We start from the raw sequence: 23,171 nt of genomic DNA on the forward strand, positions 1-23,171 counted from the left end.
AGAGGGTTTGGGATACATCCTCACCATGCGCCAGACCTTCGACGAATCCACCGATCCCTCCTTCGGCCCCAAGCACGTCCCGCTGATCCGCGCCGCCATGGCGGCCCAGGGGCTGGACGGCTTCCTCGTGCCGCACGAGGACGAGCACCAGAACGAATACCTGCCCGCCGCCAACGATCGCCTGGCCTGGGCCAGCGGCTTCACCGGCTCGGCCGGCGCGGGCGTGATCCTGAAGGACCGCGCCGCCGTGTTCGTCGACGGCCGCTACACCCTACAGGTGCGCGAGCAGGTCGACCAAGGCGTGTTCGAGATCCGCGACCTCGTCGAGGGCGGCGTACCCGCCTATCTGGAGACGGTCGAGAAGGGCGCGGTGATCGGCTACGACGCCCGCCTGCACAGCCCCGCCGCCCTGGACGGCCTGAAGGCCGCCGCCGCCAAGGCCGGCGCGACGCTGAAGCCCGTCGCCGTCAATCCGCTGGATCAGGCCTGGGGCGCGGACCGCCCGGCCCAGCCCATGGCGCCGATCACGCCCCAGCCGGTCGAGTACGCCGGCGAGCCCTCCAGCGCCAAGCGCGCGCGCATCGGCCAGGCCGTCGCGGCCCTCGGCGCGGAGGCCGCCGTGATCACCGCGCCCGCCTCGATCGCCTGGCTGTTCAATATCCGAGGCGGCGACGTCATCCGCACGCCCCTGCCGCTGTCGCAGGCCATCATCAACGCCGACGGCTCGGCGCGCCTGTTCGTCGCCCCGGCTAAGGTCACGCCCGACCTGCCGGCCTGGCTGGGCAACGCGGTCTCGCTGGAGACCCCGGACAGGCTGGAGGAGGCGCTGGGCGACCTGTCGGGCAAGGCCGTGGTCGTCGACCCGGCCCAGTCCTCGGCCTGGTATTTCGACCAGCTGGCCGCCGCCGGCGCCAAGGTCGTGCGCGCCATGGACCCCTGCACCCTGCCCCGCGCCTGCAAGAACGCGGTCGAGCTGGAGGGTACGCGCGAGGCCCACCGCCGCGACGGCGCGGCCCTGACGCGGTTCCTGCACTGGCTGGCGACCGAGGGCCAGGTCAATCCGCCCGATGAGAAGGAGGCGGTCGCCAAGCTGGAAGCCTTCCGCGAAGCCACCGGCGTGCTCAGGGATCTAAGCTTCGACACCATCGGCGCGGCGAACGGCCACGGCGCCCTGCCCCACTACCACCCGACGGAGCGCAGCAACGAACGCGCGAAGCTGGGCTCGCTGCTGCTGGTCGACAGCGGCGGCCAGTATCTGGACGGCACGACCGACGTCACCCGCACCGTGGCGATCGGCGAACCGAGCGCGGAGATGGTCCAGCGCAATACGCTGGTGCTGAAAGGCCACCTTGCCATCGCACGCCTGCGCTTCCCGGCCGGCACAACGGGTTCGGCGATCGACGCCTTCGCCCGCGCGGCCCTGTGGGCGCATGGGCTGGACTATGACCACGGCACCGGCCATGGCGTCGGCGTCTATCTGGGCGTCCACGAGGGGCCGCAGCGGATCTCCAAGGCGCCCAACACCATTCCCCTGCAGCCAGGCATGATCGTCTCGAACGAGCCCGGCTACTACAAGGACGGCGAATACGGGATCCGCATCGAGAACCTGGAAGTCGTCATGCCCGCGGAGCCGATCCCCGGGGGCGATCGGCCGATGCACCGCTTCGATGCCCTGACCCTGGCGCCGATCGACCGCCGGCTGATCGACAAAACGCTGCTGACCGACGAGGAGATCGCGCAGTTCGACGCCTACCACGCCCGCGTCCTGCGCGAGATCGGCCCCCGCGTGGAGCCCGAAGTCCGCGCCTGGCTGGAAGCGGCCTGCGCGCCGCTTTAAGCGACTTGATCGTCGGCCCGGCGGCGCGGGCGGGTCCAGGCCCGCGCCAGGGCGTGATAGAGCGGCGTCGGCGAGACCGCTTCCGAGCACCGCCGCGCCACCAGGGCGCAGGTCAGCAACGGCCCGACCAGGGCCGGATCGCGGGTCATCTCCATAAGGATCACCGCGCTGGTCAGCGGCGCCTGGACGACGCCGGTCAGGTATCCGGCCATGCCCAGGGTGACCGCGTCTCGACCGCTGGACCACGGCGCGATGTGCGAGAAGAGAGCGCCGATCCCCGAGCCCACCGCCAGCGACGGGGCGAAGATCCCGCCCGGCGCGCCGCTGGCCGCCGCCGCCAGCGTGGCCGTCCACTTGCCCACCGCCAGGGCGAAGCCTGAGCCGAAATGGCCATACAGCAGCGCCCGCGCCTGGGCGTAGCCCGCGCCATAGGTCGCGCCGTGGCTGAGCGCCGCCGCCCCGGCCGCCGCCAGGCCGCACAGCGCCGCGAACGCCACCGGCCGCTTACCGCGCCAGCGCCGAACCGGATTGTCGCCCACCAGCACCGCCGCCAGGGCGCGGGAGAAGAGACCGCCCGCGAAGCCCGAGATCGCGCCCAGGATCGGCGCGCTGATCCAGGCGTTCCAGCCGGCCGAGCCCGACATGTCGCCGAAATAGGCGTAGTCCCCGCCGATCGCATAGGCCGCCACGCCGGCCGAAACCACCGCCAGGATCACCACGGTGTTGGCCCGCTTGTCGAAACCGCGCGCCAGCTCCTCGACCGCGAAGACGATGCCGGCGATCGGGGTGTTGAAGGCCGCCGACACGCCGGCCGCGCCGCCAGCGATCAGCAGAGTCCGGCGATCGGGACCGCCGCGCAGCCAGCCGGTCAGGAACACCATGATCGCCGAGACCACCTGCACCGTCGGTCCCTCGCGGCCTATCGAGCCGCCGCAGACCAGCAGCAGAGCCGCCAGCGCCACCTTGACCCCGGCCGTCTTCATCGAGACGCGGTCGTCGTGGACCTTGACCCCGAACGCGTCGCGGCCCCGGCCGATGTCACCGGCCGCGATCACCTGGGGAATGCCGCTGCCGGCCGAGGCCGGGGCCAGGCGCCGCATCAGCCAGACGCACAGCGGCATCCCGACGACCAGCAGGATCGGCCCCAGCCAGGCGCGCCCCTCGATCCACGACTGATGCAGCGCCATGGCCTCGTCGCACAGCCGCGCGAAGCCGACCGCCGCCGCGCCCGCCGCCACGGCGGCGGCGATCACCGCCCCGGTTCGCAACGAGCGGCGGGCCCGTAACCGGACGAGCTTCCTCTGGCGAGCCAGGGCTTCGAGCGGGGATAGGGACATGGGAACCGATCGCCTTGCAAATACATCGTGATACGATATTTCTGCTAACGCGGACGTTTAGCGGCGTCAACGCATCAGGGGCCCGAAAGGCCTCTGGCGATTGAAACCTCCTTGAGCCGAGAGCCCCTTGCCCCAAGCCCCGACCGACCTCGCGATGGAAGACACAACGCCGCTGCGCGAGGCGGACTATCAGGCCCTGGGCGCCTTCCGTCGGGCGGTTCGCGAATTTCTGGCGTTCAGCGAGGCCGGCGCGCGCGCGCATGGCCTGACGACGCAGCAGCATCAGGCGCTGCTGGCGATCCGGTGTCATCCGGGACCCGAACCAATGTCGGTCGGGGAACTGGCCGACAGCCTGCTGATCAAAAACCACAGCGCGGTCGGCCTCGTGGAACGGCTGGTCGAGCGCGACCTGGTCTCGCGCCGCCCGTTCGAGACGGACCGCAGGCGCGTGGCGCTGACCCTGCGTCCGCGCGGCGAAGCGGTAATCGCGGCGATCTCGCGGCGCAACCTGGCCCAGCTGAGCCGAGGCGCGGACATCCTGACCGAGATCGCCGAAACCGCGCGCCGGATCGCGCCGCCAGCCCCGGCCGGCGGCGCGTGAAGAGGTCTATTTCACGCGGTTCCACACCTGCGTCTTGCAGAACGGCGCGACGATGCAGCCCTTCAGCTTCAGTTGGTTGTCGCTGATCAGCTCGATCGTGCCCGAATAGGTGCCGCCGTCGTCGGGATTATAGACCTTGCCGCCGGTCCACTTGGTCGGACCGCCGGTGAAGTCGTACAGCATCTGCAGGTTTTTCAGCGTGCGACCGCGTTGGGTCTGGTCCCGGTTGTGCTCGTCCTTGACCGTCGGATCGGCCTTGATGTGGTCGGAGGTCACCAGCTTGCCGCACAGGCGATTGCCGCAGTGGGAAATCTCGACCTGACCGCCGTTGGTCGGCGTCTGCCAAAGGCCGGTAGCGTCGGCGGCGAAGACCGGGGTCGCCAACGCGCAGAGGGCGGCGACGGCGATCATGGTGGTGCGGAACATCCAGAACTCCCTGTGGTCACGCTTCAAATGCGCGTTCGAACGCTCGTTGCGCGATCTCGTCCCTCACGGCAAGCCTTCACACGAAAACGAGGCGGGAATTCGAAAAGGGACGAACTTTCGATCGGTTCCCGTCAGCGCCCGACCATGGCCAGCCACTCGTCCTCGGTCATCACCTGAACGCCCAGCTCGGTCGCGGTCTTCAGTTTGGAGCCCGCGCCCGGACCGGCCACGACGAGGTCGGTCTTCTTGGACACCGACGAAGCGACCTTGGCGCCCAGGCTTTCGGCCTGAGCCTTGGCCTCGTCGCGCGTCATCTTCTCCAGCGAACCGGTGAAGACGATGGTCTTGCCGGCCACGGCCGTGTCGGTCTTGGGCTTGGCCACGGGCTGAATATCCAGCTCGGCGACCAGATTGGCGACCTTGGCGCGATTGTGCGCCTCGGCGAAGAACCGGGCCAGGGACTGGGCCGCCACCGGGCCGACCCCGTCGATCGCGGCCAGGTGCAAATAGTCCTCCCCCGGCGCGCCGGACGCGGCCGCGGCCAACCCCTCGGCGAAGGCCGTCCAGCTTCCGAAGCGCTGGGCCAGGGCCGCTCGGGCCGGCTTGGTCAGCTTGGGCACGGCGTGGCCGATCTTGATCTCCAGATCGTCGGTCTGCGGCCAAGGATCGGCCAGAGGACCGCCCTTCCCCGCCTCGATCAGCAGATCCAGCGCCTTGGGGCCGACACCCGGGGCGGTGGATAGCTCCAGATAGGTCTCGCCCGGCAGGCCCTTGGCGGCGGCCTCGGCGGCGGCGCGCAGATCCTCGAAGCGGTCGAAATTGCGCGCCAACACGGTCGATGTCGTCTCGCCGATGTCGCGCGCGCCCAGACCGTAGATCATCCGGTCCATGCCGATCACGCGACGCGCCTCGATGCCCTTCACCAGATTGTTGACCGATGTCTCCCCATAGCCGTCGCGGTCGCGGAGGGCCGCTAGCTTTTCCTCGTCCCTGGCCAGCTTGAAGATGTCGGCCGGCTCGGTGATCCAGCCCTCGTCGAAGAAGGCCTGAAGCTGCTTCTCGCCCAGGCCCTCGATGTCGAAGGCGCGGCGGGACACGAAATGGCGCAGGTGTTCGACCCGCTGGAACGGACAGGCGAATTCGCCGGTGCAGCGGCGCACCACGGACTCCTGGCCCGAGGCCGTGACCTCGCGGGCCAGCGGCGTCTGGAGCGGACACGGACACACATGCGGAAATTCATAGGGCGCCGGCGCGGGATCGGGGCGCGCGTCCAGGGCCACCTCGACGATCTGCGGGATCACGTCGCCGGCCCGCTGGATCACCACCGTGTCGCCGATACGGGCGTCCAGCCGCGCGATCTCGTCGGCGTTGTGCAGGGTGGCGTTGGTCACCGAAACGCCGCCGACTGTCACCGGCTTCAGCCGCGCCACGGGCGTGATCGCGCCGGTGCGACCGACCTGCAGGTCGATGGCCTCGAGCAGGGTGCGGGCCCGCTGGGCCGGGAACTTGCGGGCGATGGCCCAGCGCGGCGAGCGCGAGACGAAGCCCAGCCGCCGCTGCAGCTCCAGCTCGTCGACCTTGTAGACGACGCCGTCGATGTCGAAGCCCAGCGTGGGCCGCAGGGTTTCGAACTGGGCGTAGACGTCAAGCAGCCCCTGGGCGTTCTCGACCCGCTTGGCCGGCGGGGCCGTGGTGACGAAGCCCCATTCGGAGAGCTTTTCCAGCGCGCCCCACTGCGTCTCGGCGAACGGTTCGGAGATCAGGCCCCAGGCATAGCCGAAGAAGCGCAGCGGCCGCTGAGCGCTGATCTTCGGATCGATCTGGCGCAAAGAGCCGGCGGCGAAGTTGCGGGGATTGGCGTAGGTGCGCTGGCCGGCGTCCTCGGCGGCCTGATTGAAGGCGGCGAAGGCGGCCAGTTCGACATAGACTTCGCCGCGCACCTCGATCACGTCGGGCCAGCCCGAGCCCTTCAGGCGATGCGGGATGTCGGCGATGGTCCGCAGGTTGGCCGTGACGTCCTCGCCCACCCGGCCGTCGCCGCGCGTCGCGCCCTGGACCAGCACGCCCTTCTCGTAGCGCAGCGAGGCCGACAGGCCGTCGATCTTGGGCTCGGCCGTGTAGGCCACGGTGTCGGAGGGCGTCAGCCGCAGGAAGCGGCGGACCCGGGCGTCGAACTCGATCGCCTCGTCGTTGGAAAAGGCGTTGTCCAGGCTGAGCATCGGCACGCCATGCTCGACCGGCGCGAACTGCTCGGCCCGCGCCGCGCCGACCCGCATGGACGGGGAGTTCTCACGCACCAGGTGCGGAAAACGGCTCTCGATATCGAGGTTCCGGCGCTTGAGAGCGTCGTACTCGGCGTCCGTGATGATCGGCGCGTCGTGCTGGTGATAGGCCAGATCGTGGGCGGCCAGATCATCGGCGAGGCGCTCCAGCTCCTCGGCGGCCTGGGCTTCGGTGAGGTCGGCGACGGCGATCTGAGACACGGGCGGCGAATCCGGATGCGGGACGTGGGGCGCAGGTTAGCAACGCGGCGCGGCCCTTGCGACGGCGGCTTTACAGGCTTTCAGGCCATCAAAGCCCGGGCGGCCGCCCTCGCCGCTTCCGTGACCTCGGCGCCGGACAGCATCCGGGCGATCTCCTCCTCGCGCTCGGCGGGGCCGAGGGGCTCGACCTTGGTGCGGGTCGCGGTGTCGTCGCCGGACTTGGAGATCCGCCAATGGGCGTCGCCGCGCGCGGCGACCTGGGCCGAGTGGGTCACCACGAGCACCTGGGCGTTTTGGGCCAATCGCTTGAGCCGCAGGCCGACCGCGTCGGCCACGGCCCCGCCGACGCCTTGGTCCACCTCGTCGAAGATCATCAGCGGCTGGGGACCGCCGCCGCGTCCGGCCAAAGCCGCCTTCAGCGCCAGGGCGAAGCGCGCCAGCTCGCCGCCCGAGGCGATGGCCTCCATCGGCCCGAAGGGCGCGCCGGGATTGGTCGAGATCTCGAAAGCGACGCGGTCCAGGCCCGTCGGCCCCGCGCGCTCCTCGCCCAGCGGCTCCAGGGCGACGCGGAAACGGGCCTTTTCCAGCTTCAGCGGCGTCAACTCGGCCTCGACGGCCTTGGCCAGGGCGTCGCCGGCGGCGCGACGCTCGCTGGACAGCGCCTCCGCCGCGAACAGATAGGCCTCGCGCGCCTCGGCGGCCTCCTTGTCGGCGGCGCGCAGCGAGTCCTCGGAGGTCTCGATGGCCTGCAGCCGCGCGGCGAACTCGGCCCGCTTGGCCGGCAGGTCCTCGACCAGCACGTTGAGCTTGCGGGCCATGCCGCGCAGGGCGAACAGGCGTTCCTCGGCCTTTTCCAGACGGTCCGGCTCGAATTCGAAGGTCTCGGCCGCCGAATCGATCGCGGCGCTGGCTTCCTGAGCCTCGACCAGCGCTCGGTCGACCGCCTCGCAAGCCGCCGAAAGGCGCGTCATGGCCGAGCCGTCGGCCGGCGCGCCCGCCTGCAAGGCCCGGTCCCGCGCGCGTTCCAGCGCGCGATAGGCCTGGGCGAGCTTGCCGGTGAAGCTGTCGCCGCCCAGCGCGTCCTGCGCGGCGGCGATGTCGATCATCGCCTTCTCGGCCGAGCTGAGCAGCGCTCGCTCCTCGGCGAGCGTCGCTTCCTCGCCTTCGCGGGGATCCAGGCGGTCCAGCTCCGAGAGCCGCAGGGTCAGTTCCTCGGTCTCGGCGGCCGCGCGGCCGGCCAGGTCGCGCAGACCCTCGGCCTTCTCGCGGGCGGCGCGCCAGGCGCTCCAGGCCGAGGCCACGGCGCCGACGCTGACGCCGCCAAACGCGTCCAGCAGGCTCCGGTGGGTCTTGGGATCCAGCAGACCGACGGTCTCGTGCTGACCGTGAACCTCCAACAACAGCGCGCCCAGATCCTTCAGCACCCCGACGCTGGTGGCCTGGTCGTTGACGAACGCCCGGCTGCGACCGTCGGGCGACAGCTGGCGGCGAAGAACGAGGTCCTCGTCGCGGGCATAGTCCAGGCCCTTGTCGTCCAGATAGGCGAAGGCCGGATGGTCGGCGGGAAGCGCGAAGATCGCCGTCGCCGAGGCTTGGCCGGTCGCGCCCCGGCGCACCAGCCCGGCGTCGGCGCGCGCGCCGGTCGCCAAGCCCAGGGCGTCCAGGATGATGGACTTGCCGGCCCCGGTCTCGCCGGTCAGCGCGGTCAGGCCCTCGCCGATGGCGAGGTCCAGGCTCTCGATGAGCACGACGTCACGGATGGAAAGGCCGATCAGCATGGCGCGCAGGATCGCCGGGAATCAGGGTTTTTGAAATAGCCTGGAAGAACGGAACGAGCACAAACCCGTTCCGCCCGTCCAAACTACATGCCCAGGACGCCCATCAGGCCGCCCTTCTTGTCCTTCTTGGTCCCAGGAGGCGGCAGGGTCGTCTGCTTGTCGTGCGACAGGAGGCGCTCCAGAGCGTTGCGCTTGGCGCCGGCCTTGAGCGGCTCGACCGCCGGGCGCAGGCCATTGTCGTTCAACAGTTTGTAGGCGTCGGCGTACCAACGATCGCCGGGGAAGTTGTAGCCCAGCACCGCGCCGTTGCGCTTGGCCTCGTCGGTCAGGCCGATCGTCAGATAGGCCTCGACCAGGCGATACAGCGCCTCGGGGGTGTGTGACGTGGTCTGGTGCTTCTCGATCACGGTCTTGAAGCGACCGATGGCGGCGAGGGTGTTGCCGCTGCGCAGATAGTAGCGGCCGATGGCCATTTCCTTGCCGGCCAACTGGTCGTTGACCATGTCGATCTTCAGGCGGGCGTCGGTGGCGTATTCCGTGTTCGGATAGCGCACGACGACGTCGCGCAGCGCCGCCAGGGCCTGCTCGGTGGCGGCCTGGTCGCGGTTCACGTCGACGATCTGCTCGAAATAGCAGATGGCCTTCAGGTAGTAGGCGTAGCTGGCCGACGGATTGCCCGGATACAGCGAGATGAACCGGTCGGCGTCGCCGATCGCGTCGGTGTAGTTATTGCCCATGTAGTGGGCGTAGCCGGTCATCAGGATCGAACGGCGCGACCACTCCGAATAGGGGTGTTGGCGCTCGACCTCGCGGAAATAGTCGACGGCCTCGTTCCAGTTGCCGCGGTCCAGGCGGTCGGCGCCGGTGGCGTACAGCAGTTCGACGGGACGCTCTTCGTAGGCGAGGGTCGGCTTCTTGGACTTGCCCGCGCAGCCCGCCACCGACACGGCCACGAGCACGGCGGCGATCACGACGGCCGGACGTCCCTGGAAATTACGAAGCACGGAGTCTCTCACCCTCGAACCAAACGCGCGCCCCTGCGCCGTGCAAGGCTTCTACACCACGCCGTCGAAGGCGCAAATGCGAACGCCGAGCCCCGACTCCCGGAGACGCTATCAGACCGCTTGGGCCAGGGCCGGCGCGAGGGCGCGCAGGCGCCAGGCGCGCGGCTGGGACAGCAACGCCCGAACCACGGCGTTATTGAGGCCGTGACCGGCCAGAACGCCTTCGAAGCGGCCGAGGATCGGCTTGCCCAGCACATAGAGATCGCCGACGGCGTCCAGCGCCTTGTGGCGAACGAACTCGTCCGGACGGCGCAGGCCTTCCGGGTTCAGAACCCGATCGCCGTCGATGACCACGGCGTTTTCCATCGAACCGCCCCGGGCCAGGCCGATGGCGCGCAGGGCCTCGACCTCGCGCAGGAAGCCGAAGGTGCGGCAGGCCGACAGTTCGGCGCGGAACGAATCCTCGTCGATCGCCAGGTCGACGGCCTGACGGCCGATGGCTTTAGAATCGAACGCGATCTCGAAAGCAACCTCGAAGCGGTCGGACGGCAGCAGGCTGGCGCGCTTGTCGCCCTCCTCCACCGTGATCGGGGCCAGGATCTCGATGTACTGGCGCACGGCTTCCTGCTTGCGGCGGCCGGCGCGGTCCAGGATCTGGACGAACGGCTCGGACGAGCCGTCCATGATCGGCACTTCCGGGCCGTCCAGCTCGACCACGCCATTGTCGATGGACAGGGCCGCCAGGGCCGCCATCAGGTGCTCGATGGTCGAGACGCGCACGCCGGCGGCGTTGCCGATAACCGTGCCCAGCTGCGTCTGGCAGACCGCCTCCGCGGAAACGGGGACGCGGTTGTCACGGTCTTGCACATCGGTCCGCACGAAGACGATCCCGGCGTCCGCGGCGGCGGGGCGCACCACGACGCGAACATGTTCGCCGGTGTGCAGGCCGATCCCGGCGAAGATCACCGGTCCCGCGACCGTGTGCTGAAAATAACCCGAAGCCGACACCAGAGACCCTTATCGTTGGACGGATGACTCTGCGGTCACCCTATCGCCCCGACCTAGCATCTAGGCGTGATGCTGCGTCGCGGCAACGCAAGTCCTGTTTCCGATTGTTACGCCTTAAGCGACTGACTTTATTTCGTTTTTGTCATATCAACACGGCTTCGCAAACAGATCGCCGTTCGACGATCCGCGCCCGGGAATCCCTTGCCCGCCTCCCCTAGGCGCGGGCGAAAAGCGGCGCTAGGCTTCGCCGCCATTCGGGAATAACCGTTTCCAGGACCTTGGGTTTCATGATCAAGACATTGCGCCTCGCCGCCTCGGCGCTCGCCCTGACGCTCGCCGCCTCCGGAGTCCACGCCCAGGCCACGCAAAAGCCACATGTCTTCACCCCGAAGGACATGGCGAGCCTCGACCGGCTGAGCGATCCGCGCGTCTCGCCCGACGGCCGTTACGTGCTCTATTCGGTGCGGACCCTGGACTATCCGGCCAACAAGGCCGCGATGTCGCTGTGGATCGTCGACCTGGAGGCCAAGACAGCCCCGCGCCGGCTGAAGATCTCGGACGGCGGCGCCTCAAGCGGCCGCTGGAGCGCCGACGGCAAAGCGATCTATTTCGTTTCGGGGCGCGAGGGCGGGACCGACCAGGTGTTCCGGACCGACGTCAATGGCGAGACCGCCACCCGCGTCACCTCGACCCCGTTCGACGTCCAGGCCTTCAAGGTGTCGTCGGACGGCAAGACGATCGTGGTCGGCATGGCGGTCTTCCCCGATTGCCCGGACCTGGCCTGCACCCAGGCGCGGCTGGACGCCAAGAAGGCGACCAAGGCCACCGGCGTCGTGTTCGACCGCCTGTTCATCCGGCATTGGGACACCTGGAACGACGGCACGAAGAACCACCTGTTCGCCTATGGCCTGGACGCCAATGGCGTGGCGACAGGCCAGCCGATCGACCTGATGAAGGGCTTCGACGGCGACACCCCGACCAAGCCCTATGGCGACGACGCGGACTTCGCCATCACGCCGGAAAACGACATGGTCGTGTTCACCGCCAAGGTCGCCGGCAAGGACGAGGCCTGGACCACCAACTACGACTTCTGGGCCGTGAAGCTCGACGGGTCGGAGCGCCCGCGCAACCGCACCGAGGCCAACAAGGCGTGGGACACGGTTCCGGTCATCTCGCCCGACGGCAAGTTCGCCGCCTACCGGGCCATGAAGCGGCCGGGCTTCGAGGCCGACCGCTTCGCGATCATCATTCGTGACCGGACGACCAAGCAGGATCGCGAACTGGCGCCGACCTGGGACCGCTCGCCCGACGCCATCGCCTGGAGCCGCGATGGCAAGACGATCTACGCCACCGCGCTGGACGTCGGCCAGGGCAAGCTGTTCGCCATCGACGTCAAGACCGGCAAGGTCACCGCCCTGACCGGCGAGGGCCATGTCACCGCCTTCGACGTCGGTCCCAACGGCATCGTCTACGCGTCGGACTCGCTGAAGAGCCCCTCGGAGCTATTCTTCCTGCCGGCCAAGGGTCCGACGGCGAAGATCGCCAGCGTCTCCGAACAGGCGCTGAAAGACGTCGCCTGGGGCGAACCCGAGCAGTTCAGCTTCAAGGGCTGGAACGACGAGACGGTGCATGGCTTCATCGTCAAGCCCGCCAACTTCGACCCGGCCAAGAAGTATCCGGTCGCCTTCCTGATCCACGGCGGCCCGCAAGGCTCGTTCAGCAACAGTTGGTCGTACCGCTGGAACCCGGAAATCTACGCCAACGCCGGCTACGCCGTGGTGATGGTCGATTTCCACGGCTCGACCGGTTACGGCCAGGCCTTCACCGACGCGATCAGCCAGCACTGGGGCGACCGCCCGCTGGAAGACCTGCAAAAGGGCTGGAGCGCCGCTCTGGCGAAATATTCGTTCCTTGATGCCGACCGCGCCTGCGCCCTGGGCGCCTCCTACGGCGGCTACATGATCAACTGGATCGCCGGCAACTGGAACCAGCCCTGGAAGTGCCTGGTCACCCACGACGGCGTCTTCGACACCCGGATGATGGGCTACTCGACCGAGGAGCTTTGGTTCAGCGAGTGGGAAAACGGCGGATCGCCCTGGCAGCCGAACACGACCTACGAAAAGTTCAACCCTGTCAACCACATCGCCGAATGGTCCAAGCCGCACCTGATCATTCAGGGCCAACTCGACTATCGCATTCCGGCCGAGCAGGGCATCGGCGCGTTCACGGCCCTGCAGCGCAAGGGGATCCCCAGCAAGCTGCTGTACTTCCCCAACGAGAACCACTGGGTCCTGAAGGCCCAGAACTCGGTGCAGTGGCACAAGGAAGTGCTGGACTGGCTGGACCAGTGGACGGGGAATAACCGGCCGGGGAAGTGATCGCCGGCCTCGGCTCCCCCTCCGTCGCTTCACGGGGGAGGAGCAAGACCCGTCTCCTCCCCCGCTCGCGGGGGAGGTGGATCGGCGCGAATACGCGACGAGATGGAGGGGGCGCTACAGCCGCCCCGTCGCGGTGGCGAAGGTCAGCCGCGTCTTCTTCTCCAGGTCGCCCATCTCGCGCCCGGCCATATAGGCCCGCGCCAAGGCCGCCGGGGCGATGGCCGGGAAGGCCGCCACGGGCAGCCCCCTCACCTCGCCTCGCGCCGCTTTCAGCTGGTCCTCGACCTTTTGGGCCACGTCGGCCCGCGTCCAGGCCTCCGGCAGGCGCGAGCGCCCCGCCTGCTTCAGCCGCCAGAGACCCGAGAGGCCCCAGGCCCGCGCCGCGCCCTTGACCGCATGCGGATCGGCGCTGGCGTCCAGCCGCCGCGCCGCCAGCACCGCCAGGGCCCCAGCCGTGGCGTCGACATAGGCCAACACGGCAGCTTCGTCCCTCAGCGGCCCCTCGTCGAGGTCGGCCAGGCGCGCCTCGGCCAGGAGGGCCAGGGCGTTGGGATCGAAGCGCGCGGCGGCCAGGGCCTCGACATTGGGGTGCTTGCGCGGCGTCTTGCCGGCGGCGATCTCTTCGATCGCCTCGCGCCACCAGGTCAGGCGAATCTCGCCCATCAGGGCGTTGGAGACGCCGCCCGCCACCCGCGCCAGCTCATAGTTGAGACCGTAGAGCGCGATGACGTCGGCCCGCGCGGCCGCGTCGCCGATGAACCGGCTGGCCAGCCAGCGGTCCGGGTCGACGCGGCGGACGAGGTCGTCGAGGGTTTCAGTGTCGGCCATGGTCTTCGGCAGCGGAAAGGGGTCCTCCCCTTACAGCATTTCGCGGTGAGATCAGCCGAAGATCGTCTGGTTCATCGCCATAGTCGCCAGCATCGGCAGACTGAGCAGGACGTTGGTGCGCGAGAACAGCATGGCCAGACGCGCGCCCTTGGCCTTGGCGTCCGCGTCGGCCTCGACCAGGCCCAGGGCGATCTTCTGATTCGGCCAGATGAAGGCCCACACATTCACGAACATCACCGTGCCCAGCCACATGCCGGTGCCGATGAAGGTGAACTGCATGTCGACGCCCGGCGTATAGCCCTGCCAAAGGCCCAGGGTCGCCGCCTCGAGCAGATAGCCCCGGCTGAAGGCCAGCACCACGCCCATCAGCCAGGTCAGCAGCGCCGCCCAGCGGAACCAGAACAGGGCTTCGGGCGCGATGTACTTGCTGACCGCCGGCTTCAGCTCGGCCGGGATTTGGGGCATCACCCGGATCTGTACGAAGTTGAAATAGTACAGCAGCCCGATCCACAGCACGCCGAACAGCACGTGCAGCCAACGGAAGACGGCCTGCAGGAAGACCGCGCCATGCCCCTGCGGCCCGTGCGCGTAGCCGCCGATGATCACCAGGGCCAGCGCGAAGCTGAGCATCATCGTGTTGCGGAAGTTCGACAGCAGTCTGGACATCGGTTTCCCCCTCGTTGCCCGAGCGAGCTTAGGGGTGTTCGGGGCGATGGGCAAAAGCGCTCAGACCGCGATCAGCGCCGCCGCCAGGCGCCGGCCTTCGCTGGCCAGGACGTTGTAAGTCCGCGCGGCGGCTTCGGTGCTCATGAACTCGAGGCCCACGCCGGCGGCCTTGAGGGAGTCGCGGACCGGGCGCGGCGGCAGGGCGTTGACGAGACCCGTCCCTAGAAGGACGAACTCCACGGCCCCGCCGGCGGCGAAGACCGGGGCGAAATCCTCGGGCGTCAGATCGGCCAGCCGGGTCGCCGCCCAGTCGGCGGGCTGATCGTCGAGGACCAGCAGCGAACCGGGCCGCCAGACGCCGGCGACTCGAAAGCCGCCGCCGCCCCAGGCGTCGATGGACGGCGGCTGGCGCATCAGGGCCGCGAGGCCGCGCCGAACTTGACCGGCGTCGCCTCTTCGTCGTTCCGCTTGACGCCCCAGATCAGGATCATCGGCAGGGCGATATAGACCGACGAATAGGTGCCGATGACGATGCCGAAGATCATCGTGAACACCAGCGGGTACAGCACCGGCCCGCCGAACGCCATCGTGCCGCCCAGGGCCAGGAGGGCCGTGGTGCCGGTGATGATCGTCCGCGACAGACGCTCGTTTTCCGACAGGTCGATGACGTCGCGCAGCGGCGTGGTGCGGTACTTGCGCAGGTTTTCCTTCAGACGGTCGAAGGTGATGACCTTTTCGTTCATCGAGTAGCCGATGACGGTCAGCAGGGCCGCGATCTCGGTCATCGAGAACTCGATGCGCGCGACCGACAGGAGGCCAAGAGTCAGGACGATGTCGTGCAGCACGGCCACGACCGCGCCGGTGCCGTAGGACAGGCCGAAGCGGAACCAGATGTAGCCAAGGGTCAGCAGCAGGGCGACGCCCAGCGCCTTGAAGCCGGACATCAGCAGTTCGCCGGAAACCTTGGCGCCGACTTCCGAGCGGCTCTTCACCTTCAGGTCGGGGAAGCGCTTGATCAGTTCGCCCTCGACGCGCGCCGAGGCGTCGCTGGCCTTCTCGCCTTTGTTGGGCAGGAACTTGACCATGGCCGAGTTCGGCGAGCCGAAGCCCTGGACCTGGGCGTCATGGGCGCCGATCTGGCCCATGGCCGCGCGCAGCTCGCCCAGGGGCGCGGGGCGCGACATGGTGATCTCCAGGGCGTTGCCGCCCTTGAAGTCGATGCCCAGGTTCAGGCCCTGCAGGAAAAGCAACGCGATCGAGGCAACGATCAGCACGGCCGAGACGACCGCCGCGACCGGCGCCCAGCGCACGAAGCGGAAATGGGTGGAACGCGGGATGTAGCGAATGAGGGGCCAACGCATGGTCGGGTCTCCTATGCGATCGGCAGCTTCTTCGGCTTGGTGGCCTTGAACCACCAGCCGATGAGCACTTGGGTGATGAAGATGGCGGTGAACAGCGACGTGAACACGCCGATCACCAGGGTCCAGGCGAAGCCCTTCACCGGACCCGAACCGAAGCTGAACATGATCAGGCCCGAGATCAGGCTGGTGATGTTGGCGTCCAGGATCGAGGTCAGGGCCAGCTTGTAGCCATGGTCGGCCGCGGCCATGGGCGTTCGCCCGGCATTGGCCTCGTCGCGCATCCGCTCGTAGATCAGCACGTTGGCGTCGACGGCCACGGCCAGGGTCAGGATCAGGCCGGCGATGCCCGGGAAGGTCAGGGTCGCCTGGGTCATCGACATGATGCCGATGATTAGCAGCACGTTGACCACCAGGGCGATGGCCGCGAAGCCGCCGAACAGACCATAGGCCAGGATCACGAACACGAACATCGCCACCGCGCCGATGGCCAGCGAGATCGAGCCGGCCTTCACGGCGTCGGCGCCGAGCTCGGCGGTCACGGTGCGCTGGTCCTCGATGTTCAGCGGCGCCGGCAGAGCGCCCGAGCGCAGCAGCAGGGCCAGTTCGTTGGCGCTCTGGGCCGTGAAGCTGCCGGTGATGATGCCGCTGCCGCCGGTGATCGGATCGTTGATCACCGGCGCCGACAGCACGCGCTTGTCGAGGACGATGGCGAACTTCTTGCCGCGATTGCGGGTGGTGATGTCGGCGAACTTCTTGGCGCCCGAGCCATTGAAGGCGAAGGCCACGGCCGGCTGGCCGTTCTGGTCGAAGCTCTGCGAGGCGTTGGTCAGCTCCTCGCCGGACACGACGGCGCGCTTCTTGACCACGTAGAACGGCGCGAAGCGGTCGCCCGGCAGCACTTCCGAGCCCGGCGGGATCCGATTGGCCTGGATGTCCTCCGGCGTGACCGTGTCATCGACCATCTGGAAGGTCAGCTTGGCGGTCTTGCCGACGATGTCGCGCAGCTTGCTGGGATCGCTTTCGCCCGGCGCCTGGATCATGATCCGGTTTTCGCCCTGACGGTTGATCGAGGGCTCCTTGGTGCCCAGGCTGTCGATCCGGCGACGGATGGTCTCGATCGACTGCTCGACGGCCTTGGCGGCGTCGGCCTTGGCGGCTTCCGGCACGAAGTTCAGCTCGATGCGGTTGTCGCCCTTGCCGTTGACCGCGACGTCCTTGCCGCCGATCACGCCGGCCAGCGGCGCGCCGATGTTCTTGCGCAGCAGGTTGACCGCGTCGTTGTAGCGCGACGGATCGCCGATGCGGACGCTGACCACGTCGCCTTGCAGGCCCAGCTCGCCGAACGGGATCTGTTCGTTGCGCAGCTGGGTGCGGACGTCCTCCACCATGTTGTTGAGGCGCTCGCGATGCAGCGCGTCGGTGTCGACCTCGTAGAGCAGGTACGACCCGCCTTGCAGGTCGAGGCCGAGGTTCAGCTTCTTGTGCGGCAGGAAGCCGGGCATGGCGTCCAGCGCGCTCTGCGGGAGCACGTTGGGCAGGGAGAACAGGATGCCGAAGATCACCGACAGGGTGACGGCGATGATCTTCCAGCGGGAAAGGGTCAGCATGGATCCGTGACTTTCAGGCGACGTCGCTAGAACGCCTCACGCGGGGTTCGATGGTCGCCTTAGCTCTTGGCGTCGTTGGCGGCGGCCGGTTCGCCCTTGGCGCGGACCTCGGTGATCATGCCCTTGATGACCTTGACGGTCACGCCGGTGGCGATCTCGACGCCCACTTCCTTGTCCTCGACGCGCATGATCTTACCGATCACGCCGCTCGACAGAACCACGGTGTCGTTGCGCTTCAGATTGTTGAGCATGTTCAGATGCTCCTTCTGGCGCTTTTGCTGCGGACGGATCAGCATGAAATAGAACAGCACGACCATCAGAAGGATGGGCGCGAACTGCACGAGCTGGGCGTTCAGACCGGACATAACGTCTCCAAGAAACCATTGAGCGCGCCGCCAGACACAGGGTCGCGCCAAGTCGGCGGAAGCTATGCGTTCGCCTCCCCTTTTGCAATGCGAGCGCGCGAGGGTAAGGAACGGGCCATGACCGACATGACCGCACCGTTGCTGGCCCGCATCGCAGACGCCCTGGAACGCCTGGCCCCGCCGCCGCCGGCCGCGCCCGACTTCGGCGCCGCCCGCCTCTTCCGGCACGAGCCGGCCAGCGGCGCCTTCGTCCCGGCTGCCGACTATCCGCTGCCGCTGGACGTGCTGATCGGCATCGAGCGCCAGAAGGCCCGGTTCGTCGAGAACCTGCGCCGCTTCGCCGAGGGCCTGCCCTGCAACCACGTTCTGCTGTGGGGCGTGCGGGGCACGGGCAAGAGCTCGGTGACCAAGGCCGCCTTCGTGACTTTGGCGGACACCTATCCGGCGCTGAAGCTGATCGAGGTCGATCGCGACGAGGTCGCGGCCCTGCCGCCGCTGTTCGACCTGCTGCGCGCGCGCTCCGAGCGCTTCGTGGTGCTGTGCGACGACCTGTCGTTCGAGGACGGCGCGGCGGCGGCCAAGGCCTTGAAGTCGGCGCTGGAGGGCGGCGTCTCGGGCCCGCCGGACAATGTTCTGTTCGTCGCCACCTCGAACCGCCGCCACCTGATGCCGCGCGACCACGTCGAGCAGAAGGGCGCCATCGCCGCCGCCGAGAACGCCGAGGAAGAGATGAGCGTCTCGGACCGCTTCGGCCTGTGGATCGGTTTCCCGCCGATGGACCAGGACACCTATCTGGGCGCCATCCGGAGTTATGCGGAGCGCTTCGGCCTGGTGGTCGAGGATCTAGATCGCCGCGCCCTGCAGTGGTCGCAGCTGCGCGGCGCCCGTTCGGGCCGCGTGGCCTGGCAGTTCGTCCGCGACCTGGCCGGCGAGCTGGGCGTCAAGCTGCCGGGCTGATCGTCCGGCCGATGTGAGAGGATGAAGCCATGAACATCGCCGCCCTTCCCCGCCGCGCCTTGATCATGGCGGCGTGCCTCGCCGGCTCGGCGGCGGCCAGCCCGGCGCCGCCGGCCCCGCCGCTCGTTGTCCCGTTCGACTTCTCGCGCGGGGCGATCGAGATCGAGGTCAAGGTCCATGGCCAGCCGCTGCGGGTGATCCTGGACACCGGCGTCGATCCCTCAGTGATCGACCTTGGCCGGGCGCAGGCTTTGGGCTTGCGGATCGATCGCGGCGACGGCGGGGAAGCGACGGGTTTCGGCGACGGCAAGGGCGCCCAGGTATTTCCAGGCGTCATCGATCAACTGACGATCGGCGGCCGCGCGTTCGCGCCGTTCGACACGGTGGTGTCGGACATGGGCGGCCTGTCCGCGGGCTATGGTCGGTCGCTGGACGGCGTGATCGGCTACAGCTTCCTGGCCGACAAGACCGTGCTGATCGACTATCCGAACCACACGGTCGCCTTCCTGAACCGGGGGAATGAAGCCCAGCGCCTGACGGCGACCTGCCGGAAGCGCTGGAGCGCGCCGCTAAAGACCGTCGACAGCTTCCCGATCATCCCAGGCTTCCGATTCGGCGCTTCGCGCGCGCCTGTCAGCCTGGACACCGGTTCGAACGGCGCGGTCAGCCTGTTCAAGAGCGCCCTCGCCCTGCCCGGCGTGCGGGCCAACCTGTCGGAGAACGGCTCGGTGACCCGCACCGGGGCGCGCGGCGAGGCCAAGTCCAAGTCCTATATCTTCAAGGCGCCGGTCGGCTTTGGCCCCTTCGTCGCAACCGAGACAGCGATGAGCGTCTATTCCGAGGCGGGTTCAACCGACACTCGCGTCGCCAATGTCGGCAACAAGCTGATGGCCGACCTGAAGCTGAAGGTGCTGTTCGACTATCGCGGAAAGCGCTTGGTCTTCCACGGCGCGTGCGGTTAGGCCCGCCTCTTACGACGCGGGCCCTTACATCATCAGCGCGGCAGCACCAGGTTCGGATCGACCGGCTTGGCCTTGTCCTTGACCGAAGGCGCGTAGCGCATCTCGAAGTGCAGCTGCGGCTCGGTGACGCCGCCCGTCTGGCCGACGGCGCCGATCTGCTCGCCCTGTTTGACCTGCTGGCGCATCTTCACATTGATGCTGGAGAGGTGCGCGTAGGCCGTGACCCAGCCGTCGGCGTGCTTGATCAGAACGAGATTGCCGAAGGTCTGCACCTGGTTGCCGGCATAGGCGACCTCGCCGTCGCCGGCGGCCAGCACCGGCGTGCCCTGGGCGGCGCGGATGTTCAGGCCGTCATTGCGCTGGCCCGTGCCCTTGACGCCGAAGTTCGAAATCAGCTCGCCGCGCAGCGGCCAGGCGAACTTGCCCTTGCCCGAGGCGACGATCTCGGCCTCGGTCGGGGCGGCGCTGCTCTCGATGATCGGGCGCGTGGTCGGCTGGGCCGTGACCGGCGCGCTGGGACGCGGATAGCTGGTGGAGGGCGACGGCGTGTAGGGAACCGGAGACGACGGCGTCGACGGATAGATCGGCCGCGAGGTCGACGGCGGCGTGGTCGGGGTCTCGACCTTGGCGTAGGTGTTCGACGGCTCGGCGGACGGGCGGGACACGACGGTGGTCGTGCGGATCGGCCCCTTGTCGCGATAGCCGCTGGGCAGGCGGATCTTCTGGCCCTTCTTCAGCGACGCGCCCGCCCGCAGGCCGTTGGTCGCGGCCAGCGTCCTGACGCTGACATTGAAGCGCTTGGCGACGTCGGCCAGGGTGTCCTCGGCCTGGGCCACATAGGCCTTCTGGTCGGTCGGCGGACCCTTGATCCGCTGGCCGGGGCGAAGGGCCTTGGTCGTCTTGATGTCGTTCTCGTCGGCCAGGTCCTTGACGCTGACGTCGAAGCGCTTGGCGATCGAGGTCAGGGTCTCGCCCGACTTGACGACGTGGATCTCGGGCGGACCGTCCACGGTGATCACCGAGCCGCCGGCGCGGACGGTGGTGGTGCTGACCGTCGCCGGTTCGGCCGTCTCGGCGGTCGGGATCTGGCGGCTGACGCGCGAGGACGAGGCCTGACGGGTCGGGGCCGGCGCGAGCGTCGCGGTCTCCGGCGCGGTCTCGGCGGCCTGGCTGGCGGGCGTCCCCGGGATCACCTGGGTCGTCTTGATCGGGCCTTTGTCCTTGAAGCCGTCCGGCAGGGCCAGCTTCTGGCCCTTCTTGATCGCCGAGCTGGCCTTCAGGTCGTTCTCCTCGGCCAGGGCGGCGGCGGTGACGTTGAAGCGCTTGGCGATCGAGAACATCGTGTCGCCCTGCTGGACGACATAGGCCTTCTGTTCGCTGGCCGGGCCCTTGATCTTCTGGCCCAGCTTCAGGTGATACGGGGCCTTGAGCTTGTTGATCTCGACCAGCTCGGCGCGCGTCGAGCCCATGCCGCGGGCGATGGCGTCCAGGGCGTCGCCGGACTCGACCACGTGCACCTGGGGCTTGCCCTTCACCGTAACGACCGGACCGGTCACCGAGGTCGTGACCACGGTCTTGGGCGGCGCGGCGCGGAGAGTCGGCGCGGGCGCGGTGGTCTGATAGGCGGCGCGGGTCGGCGCCGGATGGGCGGCCGGCGGCGGCGGCAGGGCGGACTGGGTCACCGCCGGGGCGCTGGGACTAGCGACCGGGATCGGCGTTGGCCTGGGCAGGGTTTCGCTGGCTCCCGGCGCGACGGTCGTCGTCGCGGGCTGGGTCGCGACCGGCTGATCGGCCGGCGGCGCGGCGGGCTGGGTGATCGGGAAGTTCGGCGTGAAGCGCTGGCCCGCGGCGTCCGCGCTCCCCGCATAGGCGCCGAGTGTTCCAGCCGTCAGCGCGACCACCGCCGCTTGCGTCCACAACTGCCTCATAGCCTCTCCTTTCCCGCCGGAGCCGCCAGAAGGCTCCGCCAGGGTAAACCAACCTTTAACACCAAAGGACGCGAGACGCCGCGCCCTCCAACCCGTCACTGATCCTTGGCCACGCCGGCCAGCAGCGGCACGAAGCGCACGTCGCAAAGGATCTCGACCCGGAAGCCCCCTTTGCCATCGCCGGCATAGCGACGAAGGCTCTGAACTGGCCCCTTGCCCACCGGCGCGACCAGCACGCCGTTGGGCTTCAGCTGCGAAAGCAGCTTCTTAGGGTCATCTTCGGCCGCCGCCGTGACCATAATGCGGTCGAACGGCGCCTGTTCGGCCCAGCCCTCGCCGCCATCGCCGAACTTGGTGATGACATTGGTCAGGCCCAGCGTGTTGAAGCGGGCTTCCGCCTCCTTCATCAGCGTCCGGTAGCGCTCGATCGTATAGACCAGGCGCGAGACCTTGCTGAGGATCGTGGTCTGATAGCCCGAGCCCGTGCCGATCTCCAGCACCCGCGAGCGCGGCTCGACGGTCAGGGCCTGAGTCATCAGCCCGACGATATAGGGCTGGCTGATCGTCTGGCCGCAGGCGATCGGCAGCGCCGAATCCTCCCAAGAGCGGTCCTTGAACAGATCGGGCGTGAAGAGATCGCGCGGCGTCGTCTCGATGGCCCGCAGCACCTGGGCGTCGTTGACCCCCTGGTCGCGCAGGGCCTGCATCAGGCGTTGCAGGTCGGCCTTGGCGGCGTCGGCGGCCTTGGTCGTGCGTGCGCTCATCTATCCGCCCGAACCGGTTTGACGGACTTGGGCGGCGCCCCGCCCAGCACGCCCTTCAGCGCGTGGACGGTCTCGTTGTGCGTCAGGTCGATATGCAGCGGCGTCACCGAGATGCGGCCTTCATAGATCGCCCGCAGGTCGGTGCCGACGGCCGGCTGCGAGGCCTTGGCCGAGAAGCCCATCCAGTAATAGTCGCGGCCGCGCAGGTCGGTGCGCTTTTCCATCGTGCGCAGCAGGCCGTCGCGGAAGCCCTGTCGCGTGACCTCGACCTCGGCGACCTTGTCGGGCGAAACGGCCGGGAAGTTGACGTTCATGATCACGTCGGCGGGCCAGCCCACCTCCAACAGGCGCTGGATGATCCCCGGCCCGAAGGCCTCGGCGGTCTCCCAGTGGGCGACGATCTCCTCGTGGAAGAAGGTCATGGTCTGGGACAGGGCGATCGACGGGATGCCGTGGGTCATGCCCTCGATGGCGCCGGCCACCGTGCCCGACAGGGTGACGTCCTCGGCCAGGTTCTGGCCGCGATTGACGCCCGATAGCACCAGGCCCGGCGCGGGGCCGTCGATCAACTGCTGCACGGCCATCATCACGCAATCGGTCGGCGTGCCCTCGACGGCGAAGCGGCGGCCGTCCAGCTTCCGCACACGGATCGGGTCCGACAGGGTCAGCGCCCGGCTGGCCCCCGACTGCTCGTACTCCGGCGCGCAGATCCAGACGTCGTCGGTCAGGGCGCGGGCGATCCGCTCCAGGCTCTGCAAGCCCGGCGCGTTGATGCCGTCGTCGTTGGTCAGGAGGATGCGCATCAGAGTTTTCTTCCTCCCCCGCACGCGGGGGAGGTGTCACGATGCGAAGCAGCGTGACGGAGGGGGCGCTCAGCGGCG

Annotated in this window: 20 protein-coding genes; 5 read left to right on the forward strand and 15 right to left on the reverse strand. The window is 68.6% G+C overall.

Annotated features, from left to right (window positions below):
* The first annotated feature begins 25 nt into the window (after nt 1-25).
* Nucleotides 26-1,837: an aminopeptidase P family protein gene (locus tag FCU40_RS12465; protein ID WP_168075329.1), complete on the forward strand. Its 1,812-nt coding sequence runs from the start codon at nt 26-28 to the stop codon at nt 1,835-1,837.
* Here FCU40_RS12465 and FCU40_RS12470 read toward each other — a convergent pair.
* Nucleotides 1,834-3,174: a chloride channel protein gene (locus FCU40_RS12470; protein ID WP_168075331.1), complete on the reverse strand. Its 1,341-nt coding sequence runs from the start codon at nt 3,172-3,174 to the stop codon at nt 1,834-1,836. The genes FCU40_RS12465 and FCU40_RS12470 overlap by 4 nt on opposite strands.
* A gap of 127 nt (nt 3,175-3,301) precedes the next feature.
* Here FCU40_RS12470 and FCU40_RS12475 point away from each other — a divergent pair, with 127 nt between their 5' ends.
* Nucleotides 3,302-3,775, forward strand: a complete 474-nt coding sequence (locus FCU40_RS12475) for a MarR family transcriptional regulator (protein WP_168075333.1) — start codon at nt 3,302-3,304, stop codon at nt 3,773-3,775.
* Between the two features lie 6 nt (nt 3,776-3,781).
* On the opposite strand, the gene FCU40_RS12480 is transcribed toward FCU40_RS12475, so the two are convergent.
* The 5 genes from FCU40_RS12480 to lpxC form a co-directional block, all read right to left on the reverse strand.
* Nucleotides 3,782-4,201, reverse strand: coding sequence for a DUF2147 domain-containing protein (locus FCU40_RS12480; RefSeq protein ID WP_004622968.1), 420 nt, complete (start codon nt 4,199-4,201; stop codon nt 3,782-3,784).
* 131 nt (nt 4,202-4,332) lie between these two features.
* Nucleotides 4,333-6,684, reverse strand: a complete 2,352-nt coding sequence (gene ligA, locus FCU40_RS12485; protein ID WP_168075335.1) for an NAD-dependent DNA ligase LigA — start codon at nt 6,682-6,684, stop codon at nt 4,333-4,335.
* Between the two features lie 80 nt (nt 6,685-6,764).
* On the reverse strand, nt 6,765-8,462 hold the full coding sequence (recN, locus tag FCU40_RS12490) for a DNA repair protein RecN (RefSeq protein ID WP_168075337.1): 1,698 nt from the start codon (nt 8,460-8,462) through the stop codon (nt 6,765-6,767).
* Between the two features lie 83 nt (nt 8,463-8,545).
* Nucleotides 8,546-9,478 carry an outer membrane protein assembly factor BamD gene (locus FCU40_RS12495; RefSeq protein ID WP_081612986.1) on the reverse strand — a complete coding sequence of 311 codons (933 nt, stop codon included), beginning with the start codon at nt 9,476-9,478 and terminating at the stop codon, nt 8,546-8,548.
* A 99-nt stretch (nt 9,479-9,577) separates the two neighbouring features.
* Entirely contained in the window at nt 9,578-10,474 is an 897-nt protein-coding gene (gene lpxC, locus FCU40_RS12500; RefSeq protein WP_168075339.1) for a UDP-3-O-acyl-N-acetylglucosamine deacetylase, read from the reverse strand.
* A 287-nt stretch (nt 10,475-10,761) separates the two neighbouring features.
* On the opposite strand from lpxC, the gene FCU40_RS12505 reads away from it, so the two are divergent.
* Nucleotides 10,762-12,852, forward strand: a complete 2,091-nt coding sequence (locus tag FCU40_RS12505; RefSeq protein ID WP_168075341.1) for a S9 family peptidase — start codon at nt 10,762-10,764, stop codon at nt 12,850-12,852.
* Between the two features lie 114 nt (nt 12,853-12,966).
* Here FCU40_RS12505 and FCU40_RS12510 read toward each other — a convergent pair whose 3' ends face one another.
* The 6 genes from FCU40_RS12510 to yajC are packed head-to-tail and all read right to left on the reverse strand — an operon-like array spanning nt 12,967 to nt 17,679.
* The gene (locus FCU40_RS12510; RefSeq protein ID WP_168075343.1) at nt 12,967-13,680 is read right to left on the reverse strand and encodes a squalene/phytoene synthase family protein; all 714 of its coding nucleotides are present in this window, start codon (nt 13,678-13,680) and stop codon (nt 12,967-12,969) included.
* 51 nt (nt 13,681-13,731) lie between these two features.
* Nucleotides 13,732-14,346, reverse strand: a complete 615-nt coding sequence (locus FCU40_RS12515) for a urate hydroxylase PuuD (RefSeq protein ID WP_168075345.1) — start codon at nt 14,344-14,346, stop codon at nt 13,732-13,734.
* 60 nt (nt 14,347-14,406) lie between these two features.
* Nucleotides 14,407-14,760: an MTH938/NDUFAF3 family protein gene (locus FCU40_RS12520; protein ID WP_004622952.1), complete on the reverse strand. Its 354-nt coding sequence runs from the start codon at nt 14,758-14,760 to the stop codon at nt 14,407-14,409.
* Nucleotides 14,760-15,707 (reverse strand): protein translocase subunit SecF, encoded by a 948-nt coding sequence (gene secF / locus FCU40_RS12525; protein ID WP_004622950.1) that lies wholly within the window; start codon nt 15,705-15,707, stop codon nt 14,760-14,762. The genes FCU40_RS12520 and secF overlap by 1 nt, the downstream gene beginning before the upstream one ends.
* A gap of 11 nt (nt 15,708-15,718) precedes the next feature.
* A complete protein-coding gene (gene secD, locus FCU40_RS12530) occupies nt 15,719-17,314 on the reverse strand; it encodes a protein translocase subunit SecD (RefSeq protein WP_168075347.1) in 1,596 nt (531 codons plus the stop codon).
* 59 nt (nt 17,315-17,373) lie between these two features.
* Nucleotides 17,374-17,679, reverse strand: a complete 306-nt coding sequence (gene yajC, locus FCU40_RS12535) for a preprotein translocase subunit YajC (RefSeq protein WP_004622945.1) — start codon at nt 17,677-17,679, stop codon at nt 17,374-17,376.
* Nucleotides 17,680-17,796: 117 nt separating this feature from the next.
* Here yajC and FCU40_RS12540 point away from each other — a divergent pair, with 117 nt between their 5' ends.
* Nucleotides 17,797-18,636 carry an ATP-binding protein gene (locus tag FCU40_RS12540; RefSeq protein ID WP_168075349.1) on the forward strand — a complete coding sequence of 280 codons (840 nt, stop codon included), beginning with the start codon at nt 17,797-17,799 and terminating at the stop codon, nt 18,634-18,636.
* Nucleotides 18,637-18,665: 29 nt separating this feature from the next.
* Nucleotides 18,666-19,598: a retropepsin-like aspartic protease gene (locus FCU40_RS12545; protein ID WP_168075351.1), complete on the forward strand. Its 933-nt coding sequence runs from the start codon at nt 18,666-18,668 to the stop codon at nt 19,596-19,598.
* A gap of 32 nt (nt 19,599-19,630) precedes the next feature.
* On the opposite strand, the gene FCU40_RS12550 is transcribed toward FCU40_RS12545, so the two are convergent.
* The 3 genes from FCU40_RS12550 to surE all read right to left on the reverse strand — a co-directional run bounded on the left by FCU40_RS12550 (nt 19,631) and on the right by surE (nt 23,093).
* Nucleotides 19,631-21,526 carry a LysM peptidoglycan-binding domain-containing M23 family metallopeptidase gene (locus FCU40_RS12550; RefSeq protein WP_168075353.1) on the reverse strand — a complete coding sequence of 632 codons (1,896 nt, stop codon included), beginning with the start codon at nt 21,524-21,526 and terminating at the stop codon, nt 19,631-19,633.
* A 95-nt stretch (nt 21,527-21,621) separates the two neighbouring features.
* Nucleotides 21,622-22,290 (reverse strand): protein-L-isoaspartate(D-aspartate) O-methyltransferase, encoded by a 669-nt coding sequence (locus FCU40_RS12555; RefSeq protein WP_004622941.1) that lies wholly within the window; start codon nt 22,288-22,290, stop codon nt 21,622-21,624.
* The gene (gene surE, locus FCU40_RS12560; RefSeq protein ID WP_168075355.1) at nt 22,287-23,093 is read right to left on the reverse strand and encodes a 5'/3'-nucleotidase SurE; all 807 of its coding nucleotides are present in this window, start codon (nt 23,091-23,093) and stop codon (nt 22,287-22,289) included. The genes FCU40_RS12555 and surE overlap by 4 nt, the downstream gene beginning before the upstream one ends.
* Nucleotides 23,094-23,171: the final 78 nt, after the last annotated feature.

The organism is Caulobacter sp. SSI4214 (assembly GCF_012184455.1).
GTDB lineage: Bacteria > Pseudomonadota > Alphaproteobacteria > Caulobacterales > Caulobacteraceae > Caulobacter > Caulobacter vibrioides_E.